This window comes from Sphingomonas sp. Leaf38 (assembly GCF_001421825.1).
GTDB lineage: Bacteria > Pseudomonadota > Alphaproteobacteria > Sphingomonadales > Sphingomonadaceae > Sphingomonas.
Window position 1 is genome coordinate 440,862 of the sequence record NZ_LMLD01000009.1, and the last position, 16,044, is coordinate 456,905.

Here is a 16,044-nt window from a genome sequence, read left to right on the forward strand (position 1 = left end):
GTCATAGTCTAGAAAGTACATTCGCCCTTTGAATCAGAGAATGATCCAGATCGGCCTAAATGCCGGTTGCGAATGGCGACCGATTCGTTCGCGTAGACGACCCGGCGTAGCAAATCACGTTTCAACGATCTTTCTTGCCTATACGCGCCGCAAGCTGCTGCCACTGTTCGCGTGTCTTTTTCAAGAATTTCGGGCTCGACCTGAAACATTCAGCGCCGTTCTCGGGCGGCGTGCTATTGGGTGGCGTCGTCGGCGACGGGGTCGGCGCAGCGGTGAGCGATTATATCTACCGAAGGGCTGGCAGCCTGCAGGCAGCGCGGCGCAACCTGATCATCGTCGGGATGGTTGGCGCGTTCGTGTTCCTCGTGCCCATTGTCCTCACCCATGATCTGACCACGGTCGCAATATGCCTGTCGCTCGCGTTCTTCTTCTCCGAGCTTGTGGTGGCGCCGATCTGGGCTGTCCCGATGGATATCGGGCCGCACTATGCCGGCACCGCCAGCGGCATGATGAATTTCGGCTTCGGGATCGCTGGTATCCTCTCTCCGCTGGTGTTCGGCGCGGCGGTAGACATGACGGGAAGCTGGTCGATCCCGTTCTGCGCTTCGCTAGCGCTACTCCTGGTCGGCGCCGGTCTGTCGTTCTTCATGCACCCGAAAAAGTCGTCTCAGGCCAACGGACGTCGCTGAGTCGGACGGGGAAAGCGCTGCGTGGCATGACCTGATGACCTATTGCACGCAATCAAATCGCCCTGATCTCGGCCGGGACCCAGGATAGAACGATCTGGCGCGTATCTGAACAGCTGCATTGCGCCGCCGACCGGAAGCAGGCAGCTTGCGCGTCCACGCAAAGGGAGACCGGATTGTGTCTGTTGCTGTCCTGGATAGCCATCGGCTGACGCTCATCGCACTCGTCCCCGACCAGGCCATTTCCATCTTCGAGCGGTTCAGGGAGTTTCCGCGGTTTGGCGAAGCGCAGCATATCGCGGTGCGCAACCGTACTGCCGCTGAGCGCACGGCGCTGGCCGCGCGGATCGATGCCGCCGTATCGGCGTCCGATCGAGCTGTCATGCTCCTGGCGCAGGGTAGTGCCTGTGCGGCGGCCGCATGGTGGGCGCGACTGTCACCGAAAGCCTATACCGCAAACGTCGCCGGTGCCTTGCTGGTCGCGCCCGAAGGCACCAGCTCGCATAACCGTCATTTTGCGGCGCCGAAAATCGGCCTGCCCTTCCCGTCGATCGTCGTCGGCGCCGATGACGAAGCGCAGCGCCTGGGCGTGGAATGGGGCAGTCGCCTCATCGATGGCCCGCTCCTCAGCGCGGCAACGGCACCGACCAATCGCCTGCGCGCCATCATAGAACGCTTCACCTCCGCCGTCGTCGAGCGTGACGTCGATGCCGCGTACCGCATCATCCAGGCGATCGGCGACGCCTAGCTGGACGCCGGCCATCGCGTGAGAGCAGCCGATGCTCGGACCATGCGCGCGCCCTGTCGGAGATCGCCAGACTTCATATCTGGGGCGACGCTCGCGGATCATCGTGAAGAAGCAAACGTATCCCGACGGCGCACCTTTGCTTGCTTTGATTCACTTCCATCGAGCGGGTTTTGGCGCAGCAACGAAGGTGGATATCCGAAATCTCGTCGCGAGGATGCCCGTCAACGCATCACCCACGCTCGCCATCGCCGTCCTGATCTACGCCGGCGCGTTCGCGCTTATTGCGGTTCACGCGCAGGGTCCGCTTCCCGTGCTGATCGGGCTCGGCGGATGGCTGGTCGCCTGGCAGGGATCGCTGTAGCACGAGACGATTGACGGCCATCCAAACGGGATCGGCCGCGTCGACGGCGGGATTGGCTTTGCCCCCTTGTCGCTCTGGCTGTCGTATCGGCCGTATCGCCGAAGCCATCCGCCGCATCATGCCGCCAGGGTGATCACCGACCCCCAGCACGATCCTGAATCGCGCTACCGCCTTTCCCGCCACGGCACCCTCGCCGCCACGCTGCAACCGACCTTGGTCGGCCTTGGGGGCCGCACCCCCGGAAAACGGTTATTGAAACGGGCGTTTCGGATGCGTCATTCTTTTGCGTCGGCGAAATTTTCTCGGTTCCCACCATGCATTGTGCGATGCAAACTCTCTTTGCGTCAGGCCGACCGCCAACATGTCAGCTGGCTCTTTTCCATCATTGCCGTAAGTTGCTTCGATCGAGGAGTAGCAGATGAATAACAAGGCATCAGCATGGGCCCGTACAACCGCGGGAATTAGCATAGCGGTCGCAGCGATCAGCGCTCATGCGCAGTTCGTCCCGTCCGCTGGATACAGCGGTAACGGATCGCGACCGGGTGTCGCGGTGCCGTCAGATCTGAGCGCGCCGGCACTTACCCGCATCCCTGATACGACGGTATCAAACGTGTTTCGCGTCGATCCGGCCTACACGCGCGGCTCGGCTGTAGGCCATGCCAAGGTTGTTGGCGCATTCGCGATAGCCGAAACGAGCAAATCGCATGTCGTAGCGGCATGGTCCACGGGTTTTCTGCCCGTTACTGTCTCATTGAGTGACGGTCGCTGCTACGTGCTCGAAGCTGATTATGAGGGAGGCACACTCTCCAATGGCCGGTTGAGCAAAACAGGATGTGAGGGGCCGCGATCGTTGTATGAACCGGCCGCTCCTCCGGCACCGGCCAACCGCTCACTACGGTTCATAGGGGCAGCATGGGGCTACAGCGCTTGGGTTGATGATCGGGCGAAGGTCACCATCGTTACCGCGCCGGGAACAGCAATCTTCAAACCTCTTTTCACGGCTCAAATGACGTCCACCGCCATCATGGCAATGAGCAGCCCTGACTCCCCTAGTGGCAATGTCACGTTAGTCGGTAAAATCAGAGGTCGACTGACGATCGTGACGCTGGAAGTAGGGTATTGACGCTGATCCAAAACTTTTGGTTTTGCATCACAAATGTCTGGGATAATTGGAAAGCGGACGGTCCGCTTACGGTGCGATTTATTGAGATAGCAGACATAGTGGGATGCGGCCTTTGCGAAGACGATGGTATTTCTGGACGGCTAAGCCTGTAAGCCTACCTTACCTTCAGGGTTATTCTGCCGCGTGTTGTCGATCAAACATCTCCCGTGACGTCCGAAAGCTGTCGACGTTCTCGACGATCCACGTCCACAGGGGAACCATCCTGACCAGTAGCTTCAGTCCGGTTTCGGATAGAGCATATTCTACATGAGGAACCACCTCCTCGAAGTCGTGACGCACCACCAATCCATCGCGCTCCAGATGGCGCAGCGTGCGCGTCAGCATCCGTTGCGTGATACCATGCATCCGTCGGCCGATTTCCGCATGGCGAAGCTGGCCGTACACGCCAAGCGTATGGATGACACCAAGCGACCAGCGGTTGCCGGCATGGGCCAACACCTCACGGCGGACCCCGTCGTCATCGTCCCGCAGGCCATCACAAACCGTTTGCGAATATCGGAGGATGTCCTCCTCGCTCAAAGATTGAACGGCAGTATCACGCATGTACCCATCTTTCACGTTTGCCCGTGGCTAGCCAGATAACCGGCATCCAAGGTGAAACGAGTTAGAACGATGAACGATACAGTCTCCAACGTGAACTCCCGCAATATCCTCGTTCTGGGTGCCGGCGAGCTTGGCATGCCCGTGCTCCGCAATCTGGCGCGTCGCGCCAAGGGCATTGACGGTGCCAAGATCAGCGTCCTTCTCCGCGAGAGTGCCGTCGAGTCGGGCGATCCTTCCAAGCAGCGTGACATCGCCGAAATCCGCGAAGCGGGGATCGAGATCGTACTCGGCGACCTAGTGAACGACACGATCGATGAGCTGGCATCGCTCTTCTCGGACTACGATACGGTGATCGGCTGCGCAGGCTACGCAGCGGGGATTAACACGCCGATGAAGCTCGCCAAGGCGGCGCTGCAATCCGGTATCCCGCGCTATTTCCCGTGGCAGTTCGGCGTCGACTTCGAGGCGATCGGCCGCGGCGGGCCGCAGGACATCTTCGATGCGCAGCTCGATGTGCGCGAGTTGCTGCGCTCGCAGGACAAGACCGAGTGGGTCATCATCTCTACGGGCATGTTCATGAGCTACCTGTTCGAGCCAGACTTTGGTGTCGTCGATCTGGAGAATAGCGAAGTTCACGCGCTCGGCAGCCTTGATACCGCTGTGACGCTGACGACGCCGGATGACATCGGTATGCTGACCGCCGAGATCGTGTTCTTCGAGCCGACGATCCGCAACGAGATCGTCTTCCTGGCCGGTGACACCGTCACATATGGCGAGGTCGCGGATAAATTGGAGGCGGCATTGGGCCGGGCCTTCAAGCGGTCGGTTTGGACCGTGCCTTTCCTGATGGAAGAGCTCACGAACGATCCGAAGAACATGATGCGGAAGTACCGCGCCGCCTTTGCGATCGGTCGCGGTGTGTCCTGGCCGAAGGCAGGCACGTTCAATGATCGGCAGGGTCTTTCGGTCACCGACGTTGCGGCCCTGATCGGTGCCGATCTGCGAGGGGCGCAATCAGAAAAGTGATGGAGGCGGGATGACTATAGAAAACTTCCCAAAGACGCCCCCAGAGTGGGACAGTTGCCCCGGCGATCACGCCGATAGCGACCTGGCGCAGCTTGCTGCCCAAAATCCGTTCCCGATTGGCCTTTCCCGAAATAGCCAATCGGAGACGGGGAACAGGAAGGATCGCGCTCGACCAATGGCCATTATGGGCGCCCCGATCGCCAGCCTGGACGTCCAAAAGTGGGCGAGACTGCTAAGCAACTCGAAAAGACTGCTGATTGGGGACGGTTGCGGCTTCCAGGCCATGCACTCGAAGCCACCGATCGTCAGAACTTGCTAAAGTTTTACGGCCGCGTTGCCGCCATCCGCCCAAAGCGCCGATCCCGTGACGAAACTCGACATATTGCTGGCCAGGAACAGCGCTGCCTGGGCGATCTCCTCGGGGTGAGCGATCCGCTTCATCGCATGGAGGCCGGCAGCCCATTCGCGCTGGCCGTCATCGCCGGCCATGTCGGTCGCTGTGCCCCCCGGCAGGAGCGCGTTGGCGCGAATGCCGACTGCGGCATAATCGGCTGTGATGCCAAGCACCAGGCCCATAATCCCCGCCTTGGCTGCCCCATACGCGCCCATCCCAGGCAGACCCACGCTATTGCCAACGAAGCTGCCTGTGAAAACAAGCGCGCCGCCCCCTTGCTCGATCATGGCAGGGATCTGCGCTCGGGCGCCAAGAAAGGCCGCAGTCAGATTCACTGCCAGCACGTCCGACCATTGGCGAGGCTCAATCTCGGCAAGTGGCCCAATGGTCCCAACCGAGCCAGCATTGTTGAAGGCGATGTGCAAGCCGCCAAACGTATTATGTGCTGCGGCAACCGCCTCATCGTGCGTGCGCGCTTTCGTGACGTCACCAATGATGGCGCGCACGCGACCACCTCGATCCTCGATTTCATCAACAGCCAGTTCCAACGACGCTTTCCGCCGGGCAACGAGCACCACGGACGCTCCGTGCGCGGCAAACAATTTTGCAGCCGCCGTGCCGATGCCAGAACTAGCTCCCGTGATAATCGCGACCTTACCGTCCAGCAGTTTCATTTATCGGCTCCTTCATGGAGGCTATCGGCTATTCAGCCTTTCTGCTGTGCGCGTCCCGTTCCTTGTCATCGAAGTCATTAGATGACTCTGGTCTGGGTGAGCTTCCGCGCGTGGGATCTCGTAGCGGGAGTTGCCCCGGCGATCGCGCTTGACGAATGACCGTCATCGGGATCCGGATCGCCAGCCTAAACGTCCGGGGTGGGAGGAAAGCGGAACGGCAGCTTTCTGGCGCAGACGATGCGGCCATTCCTTCAAAATCCGCTTAGCGCGACCTGAACGCCTGACGCTCCTGACTACCTTTGAGAAAGCGCTCGACCGGATGCAAGAGTTTGCAACGCGGCCACATGGTTTTTGAAGGCTTTTCGGCCCGCGCCCGTAGCTGCGATCCAGGTCCTTTGCCGTGTGTTGACTGTTGCCTTTCGCAACTCGATGTACCCGCCGTCGCTGAGCTGTGCGAGGTGCTTGGACAGAACCGAGTCGCTGACACCGAGAACGTTGCGTGCTGTCCCAAACTCCATCTCGCTCACATCGGCCAACAACGCCATGAGCTGCAGCCGCGCTGGAGGGTGAATCAATGGATCCAGCCTCTCAACGCCCATGTCGCGCTCCACCTAGCTCCCGCGGGTAGACACGCTCCCATACGATACTGAGAGTCGTTGCGAACACTGCCATGCCGCTCCCTATCGCGACCGGCGCCCAAGTCAGACCATAGCGTGTCTTGAGGACGAGGGCGCCCACCAGCGCACCGAACGCGACCGCCAGCATCGCGAATGTCACCCATCGCGTTTGCCCAGCTCGATAGCCGCTAACGACGAACCCATCCCGGCGCCGATCGCGTGCAACGACCATAGCGGTAGCGGCCATGCAAGCGGAAGAAACGATCACCGGCCATGCACCGGGGAGCGCATACCCGGCGATTAGTCCGCCCAGCAACAGTCCGACCACGGCGTGGCGACCGAAGGACCATTTCATCCGCCCGGCCAACGCGTCGCGCGACGTCCGCATCATCTCCAGCGAACGCGCCGCCTCTGCTTTGTCCATGGGTCATTCTCCCGCGAGCCCTCCGCCCGCTTTCTCAACCGGCAAGTTACGACTTGACGATATGGAAAGCAATGGTCATTTTCCAGTTTGGAAAATGAGCCGGTTGAAATGAACATGGTGCCTACCTTGGCTTGGATCGCGACCATGCGTGTGGCCGGTGCATGATGGGTGCGGCGTGATGTAGCGGCATACGCATAGTTCCAGACGCAATCCGACACATTCGAGCGGCAGCATCTCTACCGCCGATGGTTGCCCGAAAGCTTCGTGGTTCTCGCCGGTGCAAGTGCGGTCAGCCTTTGGCTGGCGCACGCGCTATGGCCCTTCGACGGATTCCCCTCGGCGTTCGAACCAGCGAACCGGCTGCTGCAGTCCGACGAGAAGACTTCCACGGATCAATGGCTGCCAATCGCACGGGGGCTTTCGGCCGGTATCGCGCTCTCCCTCGCCATCCAGTGGCGCCGCCTCCAGAAAGCCTATCGCCGCGAGTGGGCCCTGCCCAAGCCCTGATACCCCAAAACCGCCGGGAAGCCGTGCTCGCGCTGTTGCTGAGTCTAAAAGCAGCTTTCAGTGAAGAGATTTTCTTCCGACTAGCGCTGCCGTTGCTTCTGTTTCGGGTCACGGGCTCGCTCACGGTCTCTCACCACCGGACCGATCGATTGCGACGCCGGTTATCCTCTGCAGCGATTCGGCTACGTTGTTGTCGACAAAATTCCCGGTATCTTCAGCCGAAATGGGATCATCTATGTTGGCTGCATTGCGCTTGGCCGCGACCGAGGATCGCAGGCTGCTGCGAATACCCGTAACGACGAGGTCCCGATCGGTTGGCGCAGCCTCTGACGGGCCCATCGGCTCCATCGACGTGTTCGACTGCGGCGTCCCGGTCGGCGCTACCGAATCCGCCTTTGATTGAGCAAAAACCGGCACCGAGCAGAATGCGAGCACAGTCGAACCCGCAAGCCGATGTACTCTCATACCTCCTTCCATTATGCCCTTCTGACTGACCGTCCGCTCATTAACTTGTCAGAGCATTTCAATATCAATAAGTTACGTTTCGGCCATATCCTAAGCTGAAATATGCTAGGACGAGTTCCTACCATGTCGGTAGCGGATGTTAGCGATGTTCATATGCTTAACTTATCGGGAAGCACCATTTTATGGGTGCTTACCCGCTCTGAGGCTTCTGGCAAATATAATCGACAATACTCTGAGCAATGATGTAGCCGTAGCAGGACCAACGGTATGCGCGCTGGCAATACGACATGCGTATGAGACGCAGCGATGGAACACAGGGAGATGGTGATGCGAAGCATGAACGTAAGTCGCCGGGGCATTCTGGCATCGGGCGTGGTCGGAGCGGCCACGTCGATGATGCTGTCGAGCGCTGCGGGTGGGCAGACTGCCGCATCCGGTACCGCAGCGCTTGCGCCGCGTCCGCCGATGGGATGGAATAGCTGGAACAGCTTCGCCACGACCATAACGGAAGCGCAGGCACGCGAAACGGCGAAGATCATGGCCGATCGACTGCTCCCCTTCGGTTACGACGTCTTTACCGTCGATATCCAATGGTACGAGCCCGAAGCATCGAGCTACGAATACAACCGCAACCCGCTGCCGACGATCGACGACTACGGCCGGTTGCTTCCCGCCCCCAACCGCTTCCCTTCAGCAGCCGGCGGCAAGGGGTTTGCGCCGCTCGCCGCAGACGTTCACGCGATGGGCATGAAGTTCGGCATCCACCTGATGCGCGGCATCCCGAGACTTGCCGTCAAACGCAATCTCCCCGTGTTTGGGACAAGGTACCGGGCGGGCGACATCGCCGACATGACCAGCATCTGCACCTGGAATCCTGACATGTATGGTGTCGACATGACGAAGCCGGGTGCACAGGCCTATTACGACAGCGTCTTCAAGCTCTACGCCGACTGGGGCGTTGACTTCGTCAAGATGGATGACATGAGCCGCCCCTACGACGCGCATGCGCTCGAGATCGAAGCTGCGCACCGGGCGATCGGCAACACGGGTCGCCCGATGATGCTCAGTCTGTCGCCGGGAGAGACGCCCGTGACCCGCGGCGAGCATGTACGCCGACATGCGCAGATGTGGCGCATTTCGGACGACTTCTGGGACGAGTGGGCGATGCTGGAGGCGCAGTTCACCCGGCTGGAGAACTGGAACCAGTGGCGCCGCCCGGGCGCGTGGCCCGATGCCGACATGTTGCCGCTCGGCCGTCTGGCGCTTGGCAAGCGTGATACGAAATTCACCGTTGACGAACAGCGGACACTGATGACCCTGTGGTCGATCGCGCGTTCGCCACTCATCATGGGCGGCGATCTGCGTAACCTTGACGCACCGACGCTGGCGCTGCTGACCAACCGCGCGGTTCTGGCTGTAAACCAGGCGTCTACGGACAATCGTCCCCATTTCGTAGAGGATGGTGCCCGTATCTGGTCTGCAAAGCCCGAGGGCAGCGACGACCGTTACGTCGCCTTCTTCAACACCACCGACAAGGTCAAGGCAATCGGAATTGGCTTGCGTGATCTCGAGAAATCGGGGCAGGTCGCGGTGCGTGATCTCTGGACCGGCCGCACGCTCGGTTCGGCAAATGGGCGGATTCAAGCAACCGTTGCGCCGCACGGTGCCGAACTCTACCGCCTGACGTAACAATGGACTGATTATTTTCCTAAGCCAAGGCGACCTGGCCGAATGATCGAGACCTCCAAACTGCGGGCACGATGGCGAAGACATTGGCAATGATCGAGGCGGTCGATGACGGGAGGACGCCGCAAACGTCCGGCCGTCGGCTGGGCGGTGCGGTCGCGCGCACGTTGGCCGCGCGATCCTGGCCGGAGACTACACGCCGGGCGATGCTCTATCGGGTGCGCTTGTCCTCGCCGATACGCTAGGAGTGTCGCGCGGCTTACCGCGAAGCGGTGCAAGTATTAATCGCCAAGGGCCTGGTGGAGAGCCGGCCTAAATCGGGCACGCGCGTGTTGCCGCGGCATCGCTAGAATATGCTCGGTCCAGACGTTTTGGCCTAGGCGTTTGTAGGCGAACCCGACATGCAATTGCTGCGCAGCCTGTTTGAACTGCGCGCCGTCGTGGAACCCGCGGCAGTCGCGTGGACGACGCAATTGAAACGGCACGAGAGAGCGCTTCCACGAGATCCGATGCCAGACCATGATGCAGTCTATGACGCCATCGTCGACAAGAAGCCCGAGGCTGCCGCGGCGGCAATGCGCAAACTTGTCGACTTGGCGCTTGCTGATACTCGCGCAGCGCCAAACGGAGAGATGGCATAAAAGCTTTACAGCCGGCTGGGCTATTTCGTTAAAGCAAAAGCAAGCCAGGATGTCGGGCGGGCTATTGTAACCGGCGCGGCCGCTGGCGCAGCTTCGAAGCCGTCGAGTACGCCACGCTCGAATGGTCGACGGGTTCAACCATCGTCGACTGTTGCAGCCCATCGACAACATTCCGGCTGCCGAAGCCAAAGATCATTACTAACCTGCCGCAGGCACGATCGATATGGCAGCATGACTAACGATCCGAGGCCGCCGGCATAATCGGGGCGGTTCCGTAGCCCAGACGGTTTGCCCCATCAGAGCGCCCTTCTTGTATTCGAAGTGAAACAGCAAAACGTGATCGTCCCAATCAAGAACCAACAGTCGGGAGGATGATCGTCAAAGCACGCCCTCCCCCTAACACTGCAGTAACCGATCCGGCAAAGTAGAACCGTTTCGAACGGCCAACGTTTGTAGCAATCCGCGAGCCGCACGTCTTAGAAGAGCTTGCGCAGACCGATCCGGACGGAGCGACCCAGCGGATCGATGTACGCAGCCTGGAAACGGTTTGGGACTCGCCCGAGCCGGTCGCGCACATCGATCCGATCGTTCAACAGGTTCTCGACCGTGAATTGCAGCGTCATCGCTTTCGCCCAGGGACGTTTGACGATCTGGTCGACCTTGAGAGATGCGTAGGGCACGAGCCAAGTCCGCCCCGAAAAGCGAAGGTCCGACGCCGCTAGGTCGCTGCGGATCCGAGTCGGCCCCTGCAAACGGCCGTACAGCCCGATGTTCGCGGCCCCGAGCGATCCGCTCAGGTTCAATTCGGTTTCCCAGCGGGGCCGCCCGCCGGTGCCGGTCAGCGTGTCGCCATCCAGCAAGTCCAGCGCTGGCAGATCGTTCCGCAACGACAGGCGATCGTCGAGCCGCCACATCGTGGTCATCGACACATAGATCTGCGGCCTGGGTTTGGACGCAGCAGGCGGCGGGCGGTCTTTCGCCGCGATGCCAACGGGCGGCGTCTGTGGCGGAGGGGTTCGACCGATCGGAGTCGACAGGCTGAGCGTGACCTGCACCTTCTTTTCGCGTTCGCCCGCGATATTGACCGGCCTAAGGTCGGCACTGACGAGGTGCCCTGCAGCATTACGCTGAAACGCGTCGGCAAAGGCAGTCTGGAATGCCGCAGTGGCGCTGCCCAGCGTCGCCGTCTGATTGCCGATGCGCATTTCGATATACTTGGCGGTAAGCCGCAGATCCTTTGCCTTGATCGGCGATACGGCCACGCCCAGCGTGACAATCCGTCGTCGCTCCGCGGCCAAGGCAGGGTTGCCACCGGCGATCGTCGTGACGAGCACGCTGGTGCCGGTGGTGAAGTCGAAAAAGGGCGTGTTCGGCGTGGTGACCGTCGGATTGGTCAACAGCGTGATCGTCGGCGGGGTCTGTGCTTCGTTGACCGACGCGATCAGTTGGATCGGTCGCACCGGCGACCATGTCAGGCCATAGTTGGAACTGACCAGCCGACCATAATCGGATACGTCCGACACACCGATCATGCCGTTGACCGACAGTTGCCCGAGGAACGCGAGCACGTCCTGATTGGCGGAGGCGATCGGAAGATCCGCGTTGACGCTTGCCCCCTTCGTCGTGCGCCTGAGGTCGAGGGTCGATTGCTGCAAACCCGGCAGGCTCCCCGAACTGCTCGATCGGGCGTAATCGCCCGACAGCGTGATCTGCGCGTCGCCGGCCGGCAGCTTGACCAGCGGACCGTTCGCGACCGCCTTCGTCAGCAATGTGCCGGTCACGGTCCGGCTTCGATAGTCCTGACGCAGCGCGGAGGCTTCGGGGCTCAGCATCGCCAGCGGATCGCCGCCCGCATCGATCGAGGTCTGCAAGTCGTCGATCGGGACGCCTTGTTGCGAACGTGTCAGAGCCTGCACCCGGTCGTAGCTGGTCGTGACGTTCCACCCCCAGCGCCGGATACTGCCTTGTACCAGGCCCGAACCGTGCAGGGTCAGGCTCGTGTTCCGCTGCCGGAGAACCGCGTCGGGAAGATAGCGGTAGAGCAGGACATCGTCGGTAAAGGGAAGCACGCCGCTCCCGCCCGGTACGCTCAGCAGGGCGGGCGCCAGGCCGTTCAGGCCAGTGTTCCTTTGCGCCTCCATCGACAGGTTGAGCGACCCGCTCATCGACTTGCCGATCGGCGCCGCGACCGTGCCGTCGACAGAGATCCTATCGTTCCGCTGCTGGAGTGAGCGATAGCGCCCGACATCGGTAACCGCGGGCACCCCTGCGCCGGCGACGTATCCCGCCAAAGTCCGCCGACTTGCCGGGTCGTTCGGCACCGCGGCGATCGTAACCGGATTACCGCCCAGAGCATCGAGCGCTGGATCGATACTCCCCTCGCCTACCCCCGTGATGTTGCCGCCAAGCGCATAAAGCGTGTCCGGATCGGGCACGATCGCCCGTTCGCTTTGCAGGATCGGGTTGAGCCGCAGATGCGACATCGTCAGCGTTGCGCGGCGCGGGCCGTCGATGCGGGCGGCGGTTACCTCGACATAGTTCGTTTCGCCGCCGCCTTCCGTCGTGGTGCCGGTGGCCTGTTGGTACGTGATCGCACGAAACTTCTTTTTGGTGATGAAGTTCATTACGCGAACCGTGGCAGGAAAACCGAACCGTGCAGCCTCGGACTCCGGCAAGACCTCGATCTTTTCCATCGCCTCCTGCGGCAGGCTGTAGAGTTCGTTCATGCTCGACATCCGTCGGCCGTTGAGCAGATAGACCGGATCCCCGCCGCTTGCCGACGTCGTGAGCGTTTTGAGGCGTTCGAGCAAAGTCTTCAGATCGGTCGCGCCCAACGCCTGGATCGCCGCCTGATCCAGCGTCGCGGTCGGATCTACAGCACCAACCGCGCTACCGGCGGTCCGTTGACCGGTGATGACGATGTCGTACTTGCTAGATGACTGTGCCTCCAGAGACATTTTCTGAGCCAAACCAATCCCGGGAAATGCCACGCTCCCCGCAAGGCAAGCGAGTATCGTTCGAAAAGGGTGAACCTCTAAGCGATACCTCACGAGACGCAGATCAAGATGGCAGGGGTGTCGATCATGGTCACGGTCTCGCGAGTGGGTCGATCAGCAGTGGAACGAGCTATCGTGTCTGGAATACGGCGCTTTGTGGCAACAGAAGTGGCAAGAGCAAAGATCGGTTCGCTCTCGAAGCATTTGCCGCCGATTCTGCCCCTTCGCTTTTGATGTCGTCTGATCGGAGAGTCCTGGAGACACGTCTTGGCGCACGCACCGCGGCCATGATCAAGATCGTTCCATGGTTTTCGTCGGCAGATGTGGTTCGGTTTGCATACCGGTCGAACACAGGATTTTCCGCGACGGGGAGTACTAGAAACGCCATTTGAATGGCACAATCGCTGTTCCTCCCGACATCGGTTTTGATGTGGACGTTACCCGCGCGATATTTAAGCTGTGCATTGACGGGCTTCCGGCATCTACAGGATCGTCCTGCTCAAAGACCTTACGCCTTATGTCTTCACGCGGCATGCGTCGATCCATTCGCGGGTTCCGCATGTAGAGCGTGGCGGCAAATCCGCTCGCACCACCCAATCGGGTGTATATCCCCTTTGGAGCCCACACAATGATCTCGTCAGACTGACCACGGCCCAGGAAGTTCGATTCTCTGGGCCGCAACCTCTAGAGTTGGAGATTTAGCGGGCGTTGACCTCTAGTTTAGACGCGTTTTTTTACCTGATCATCCCCTTGTCTTTCATGAAGCGTTCGACCTGCTCAATATCAATTCGCCAGTTCGGGCGAAAGCTTGTTGGTCGTCTTGCTCGTCATGGCCCCATCTTCTCAGGAGGTCGAGCCTCAGACAAACCCGGGGCGATTCAGAACTATGGGCAGCGTCGTATTGCAGTAACGGCGGAAAAGGCATCGATCCCGTTTTGCCAGCGGCAGGCGGCGAGCGGCGAGCGATGATGCGGCGTCACGCTCCTCGATTGGCTCGCCGCGCCCAAAATTGATGATGTCCGCCGCCATCGCAGCATTACCGCGAGGTGCGCATGCCAAGGCCGGCCACTCGTATCGAACCGAGACGATCAGGCGAGGACACCGGCAGGCTGTTCCACGAGAATGCGGAGCGGCAGGCGGCCGCGTCGGACCAGTTGCGCCGGGCGACAATCATCATCGCCTCCTGTACCGGCGCCCTCCCCGCACCCAGGCGATCGATGACGGCATCCACGACCAAGAGGCTGGGCGATCGCGACATGCTGCAGCACCCCATCGCGGCTTGGGCCCGAAACAGGTGCCGGCGACCTCACCGACATGGCGGTAGACCCGATGCGCGCCAGACCGAATACTCCACGAGCCGGACCGCGCGGACGCTGTATCTCGCCAAGCTGCACCGGCGTATGCTATCCCATCGCCATCACCCTTGCCGCGAGCACGGTGACGATAGAAAGCTGGGATCAGCTTCCGCCCGCAGTGCAGAGGGCCTGCCATGCCCGACGTTCAAGACTATGATCTCGCCACAGCAAGAAGCGCGAACAGGCCGAGCGGCAGGCGTCGGCCTTGGCGAAGAACATGTGTTCCAGGGCCGTCCATCGATCGTTGGCACTGCACTATGGTAACCATGTCATCTCTGCCCGGCGCGCGATCATCGAGAGCAGCTTGAGCCCATCGGGCTAGCCGTAAAGCGACTCTGAGAATGAATATGGGCGTCGCAGCAATGATCCAGCCAGAACCGCGATAGGAGTGTCTCGATGCGTCCCACCATCACCGCATTCGACTGGGTTCCCGATTTTGCGAGGGGGCAGGTCCGCGACCTCCGTGTCCGCTGGGCGCTCGAAGAGGTCGGCCAGCCCTACGACGTGATGTATCTGACTCAGGGTGAGCAGAAGCAGGCACCGCACCGGGGGCGTCAGCCTTTTGGCCAGGTTCCGACCTATGAGGAGGGCGACGTGCTGCTCTTCGAATCCGGCGCGATTGTCCTGCATATCGCCAACACGCATGGCGATATGCTGCTGCCCGCCGATGCCGCGGCACGCGCACGCGCGATCGAATGGATGTTCGCCGCGCTCAACACAGTCGAGCCGCCGATCATGGATCACGCAATCGCGACGCTATTCGAACGCGGCGAGCCGTGGTCGGCGCCGCGCCTGCCCTCCGTTCTCCATCGCATCGACGAGCGGATCGGCGAACTGTCGCGGCGGCTGGGCGACCGGACCTGGCTCGACGGCGACGTCTTCACGGCCGGCGATCTTCTGATGGTGGCAGTGATCCGGATCATTGCCGACGAGGGCCTGCTGGACAGCCATCCCAACCTCATCGCCTATGTCGAACGCGGCACGGCGCGTCCCGCCTTCGTCAAGGCACTAGCCGACCAGATGGCGGGGTTCACCGGCAGCCCGCCGCCCGAATTTGCGGCATGGCTCGCCGAGCAGGGAGAACAGGCATGACGTATATCGAAGGCTTCGTCCTCGCGGTGCCGACCGCCAATCGCCAGGCCTATCTCGAGCATGCGACCGGCGCGGTGGGGTTTCTCAGGGAGTTCGGCGTGGCGCGGATGGTCGAGAATTGGGGCGACGACGTCCCCGTCGGCACGCTCAACGACTTCGCAGGTGCGGTTCAGGCGACCGCGGACGAGACCGTCGTCTTCAGCTGGTTCGAATATGCCGACAAGGCCACCCGCGATGCCGCCAGTGCCAGGATGATGACTGACCCGCGGATGGATGCGATGGGCGCATCGATGCCCTTCGACGGCAGCCGGATGATCTATGCGGGGTTCCAGGCGGAGGTCGAAGAAGGCTCGGCGGCGGGCACAGGATATGTCGATGGCATCACCCTGCCCGTCTCGCCTGCGAACAAGGACGCGTATTTTGCGTTGGCGCGTACGGTGTCGGCAGCCTTCCTCGAAAACGGCGCGATCCGCGTGGTCGAGACCTGGGGCGACGACGTCCCCACCGGCGAGAAGACGGACTATGCACGCGCCGTTCATGCGATAGGTAACGAGGTTGTCGTCTATTCCTGGGTCGAGTGGCCGGACAAGGCAACCCGCGACGCCGGCATGCCCCAAGTCATGGCGGACGCGCGGATGCAGACCCC

Annotated in this window: 16 protein-coding genes and 2 pseudogenes; 12 read left to right on the top strand and 6 right to left on the bottom strand. The window is 61.2% G+C overall.

Annotation, left to right across the window (positions count from 1 at the left end; genetic code table 11):
• Positions 1 to 236 precede the first annotated feature (236 nt).
• The 4 genes from ASE88_RS04235 to ASE88_RS18720 all read left to right on the top strand — a co-directional run bounded on the left by ASE88_RS04235 (position 237) and on the right by ASE88_RS18720 (position 2,918).
• A complete protein-coding gene (locus tag ASE88_RS04235; protein ID WP_056475720.1) occupies positions 237 to 689 on the top strand; it encodes a YbfB/YjiJ family MFS transporter in 453 nt (150 codons plus the stop codon).
• 175 nt (positions 690 to 864) lie between these two features.
• Positions 865 to 1,434, top strand: coding sequence for an alpha/beta hydrolase (locus tag ASE88_RS04240; protein ID WP_055876425.1), 570 nt, complete (start codon positions 865 to 867; stop codon positions 1,432 to 1,434).
• A 103-nt stretch (positions 1,435 to 1,537) separates the two neighbouring features.
• Positions 1,538 to 1,795: a hypothetical protein gene (locus ASE88_RS18715; RefSeq protein ID WP_156356899.1), complete on the top strand. Its 258-nt coding sequence runs from the start codon at positions 1,538 to 1,540 to the stop codon at positions 1,793 to 1,795.
• Positions 1,796 to 2,213: 418 nt separating this feature from the next.
• Complete coding sequence (locus ASE88_RS18720; protein ID WP_156356900.1) at positions 2,214 to 2,918, top strand: hypothetical protein; 705 nt, start codon at positions 2,214 to 2,216, stop codon at positions 2,916 to 2,918.
• 171 nt (positions 2,919 to 3,089) lie between these two features.
• Here ASE88_RS18720 and ASE88_RS04245 read toward each other — a convergent pair whose 3' ends face one another.
• Positions 3,090 to 3,521 (bottom strand): winged helix-turn-helix transcriptional regulator, encoded by a 432-nt coding sequence (locus ASE88_RS04245; protein WP_056475727.1) that lies wholly within the window; start codon positions 3,519 to 3,521, stop codon positions 3,090 to 3,092.
• Between the two features lie 69 nt (positions 3,522 to 3,590).
• On the opposite strand from ASE88_RS04245, the gene ASE88_RS04250 reads away from it, so the two are divergent.
• A complete protein-coding gene (locus ASE88_RS04250) occupies positions 3,591 to 4,547 on the top strand; it encodes an aromatic alcohol reductase (RefSeq protein WP_056475728.1) in 957 nt (318 codons plus the stop codon).
• Between the two features lie 315 nt (positions 4,548 to 4,862).
• On the opposite strand, the gene ASE88_RS04255 is transcribed toward ASE88_RS04250, so the two are convergent.
• Positions 4,863 to 5,615: an SDR family oxidoreductase gene (locus ASE88_RS04255; protein WP_056475731.1), complete on the bottom strand. Its 753-nt coding sequence runs from the start codon at positions 5,613 to 5,615 to the stop codon at positions 4,863 to 4,865.
• 293 nt (positions 5,616 to 5,908) lie between these two features.
• On the bottom strand, positions 5,909 to 6,214 hold the full coding sequence (locus ASE88_RS04260) for a transcriptional regulator (protein ID WP_055877212.1): 306 nt from the start codon (positions 6,212 to 6,214) through the stop codon (positions 5,909 to 5,911).
• A gap of 263 nt (positions 6,215 to 6,477) precedes the next feature.
• Here ASE88_RS04260 and ASE88_RS18725 point away from each other — a divergent pair, with 263 nt between their 5' ends.
• The 5 genes and pseudogenes from ASE88_RS18725 to ASE88_RS18730 all read left to right on the top strand — a co-directional run.
• Positions 6,478 to 6,768 carry a hypothetical protein gene (locus tag ASE88_RS18725; protein ID WP_156356901.1) on the top strand — a complete coding sequence of 97 codons (291 nt, stop codon included), beginning with the start codon at positions 6,478 to 6,480 and terminating at the stop codon, positions 6,766 to 6,768.
• Between the two features lie 137 nt (positions 6,769 to 6,905).
• The gene (locus tag ASE88_RS04270) at positions 6,906 to 7,163 is read left to right on the top strand and encodes a hypothetical protein (protein ID WP_056475739.1); all 258 of its coding nucleotides are present in this window, start codon (positions 6,906 to 6,908) and stop codon (positions 7,161 to 7,163) included.
• A gap of 771 nt (positions 7,164 to 7,934) precedes the next feature.
• Positions 7,935 to 9,317 (top strand): glycoside hydrolase family 27 protein, encoded by a 1,383-nt coding sequence (locus ASE88_RS04275; RefSeq protein WP_235527810.1) that lies wholly within the window; start codon positions 7,935 to 7,937, stop codon positions 9,315 to 9,317.
• 71 nt (positions 9,318 to 9,388) lie between these two features.
• Positions 9,389 to 9,955, top strand: a pseudogene (locus tag ASE88_RS18135) (FadR/GntR family transcriptional regulator).
• A gap of 65 nt (positions 9,956 to 10,020) precedes the next feature.
• Positions 10,021 to 10,157: pseudogene (locus tag ASE88_RS18730) on the top strand (IS3 family transposase); the annotation flags it as partial.
• A 274-nt stretch (positions 10,158 to 10,431) separates the two neighbouring features.
• On the opposite strand, the gene ASE88_RS04285 reads toward ASE88_RS18730, so the two are convergent.
• The 3 genes from ASE88_RS04285 to ASE88_RS04290 all read right to left on the bottom strand — a co-directional run bounded on the left by ASE88_RS04285 (position 10,432) and on the right by ASE88_RS04290 (position 14,182).
• Positions 10,432 to 12,912, bottom strand: coding sequence for a TonB-dependent receptor domain-containing protein (locus tag ASE88_RS04285; RefSeq protein ID WP_056475747.1), 2,481 nt, complete (start codon positions 12,910 to 12,912; stop codon positions 10,432 to 10,434).
• 897 nt (positions 12,913 to 13,809) lie between these two features.
• Positions 13,810 to 13,980, bottom strand: coding sequence for a hypothetical protein (locus ASE88_RS18735; RefSeq protein ID WP_156356902.1), 171 nt, complete (start codon positions 13,978 to 13,980; stop codon positions 13,810 to 13,812).
• 7 nt (positions 13,981 to 13,987) lie between these two features.
• Positions 13,988 to 14,182 (bottom strand): hypothetical protein, encoded by a 195-nt coding sequence (locus tag ASE88_RS04290; RefSeq protein WP_156356903.1) that lies wholly within the window; start codon positions 14,180 to 14,182, stop codon positions 13,988 to 13,990.
• A 520-nt stretch (positions 14,183 to 14,702) separates the two neighbouring features.
• On the opposite strand from ASE88_RS04290, the gene ASE88_RS04295 reads away from it, so the two are divergent.
• Together ASE88_RS04295 and ASE88_RS19835 are read left to right on the top strand one after the other, a co-directional pair.
• Positions 14,703 to 15,398, top strand: a complete 696-nt coding sequence (locus ASE88_RS04295) for a glutathione S-transferase family protein (RefSeq protein WP_055876491.1) — start codon at positions 14,703 to 14,705, stop codon at positions 15,396 to 15,398.
• Positions 15,395 to 16,044: DUF1428 domain-containing protein (locus tag ASE88_RS19835; RefSeq protein ID WP_082466200.1), on the top strand; the 650-nt coding region annotated here is incomplete at its 3' end. The genes ASE88_RS04295 and ASE88_RS19835, both read left to right, overlap by 4 nt.

Coding starts and splice junctions, on each gene's coding strand:
- ASE88_RS18720 (WP_156356900.1), top strand. CDS start 2,214: ATGAATAACAAGGCATCAGCATGGGCCCGTACAACCGCGGGAATTAGC.
- ASE88_RS04245 (WP_056475727.1), bottom strand. CDS start 3,521: ATGCGTGATACTGCCGTTCAATCTTTGAGCGAGGAGGACATCCTCCGA.
- ASE88_RS04250 (WP_056475728.1), top strand. CDS start 3,591: ATGAACGATACAGTCTCCAACGTGAACTCCCGCAATATCCTCGTTCTG.
- ASE88_RS04255 (WP_056475731.1), bottom strand. CDS start 5,615: ATGAAACTGCTGGACGGTAAGGTCGCGATTATCACGGGAGCTAGTTCT.
- ASE88_RS04260 (WP_055877212.1), bottom strand. CDS start 6,214: ATGGGCGTTGAGAGGCTGGATCCATTGATTCACCCTCCAGCGCGGCTG.
- ASE88_RS18725 (WP_156356901.1), top strand. CDS start 6,478: ATGCAAGCGGAAGAAACGATCACCGGCCATGCACCGGGGAGCGCATAC.
- ASE88_RS04275 (WP_235527810.1), top strand. CDS start 7,935: ATGGAACACAGGGAGATGGTGATGCGAAGCATGAACGTAAGTCGCCGG.
- ASE88_RS04285 (WP_056475747.1), bottom strand. CDS start 12,912: ATGTCTCTGGAGGCACAGTCATCTAGCAAGTACGACATCGTCATCACC.
- ASE88_RS18735 (WP_156356902.1), bottom strand. CDS start 13,980: ATGGCGGCGGACATCATCAATTTTGGGCGCGGCGAGCCAATCGAGGAG.
- ASE88_RS04295 (WP_055876491.1), top strand. CDS start 14,703: ATGCGTCCCACCATCACCGCATTCGACTGGGTTCCCGATTTTGCGAGG.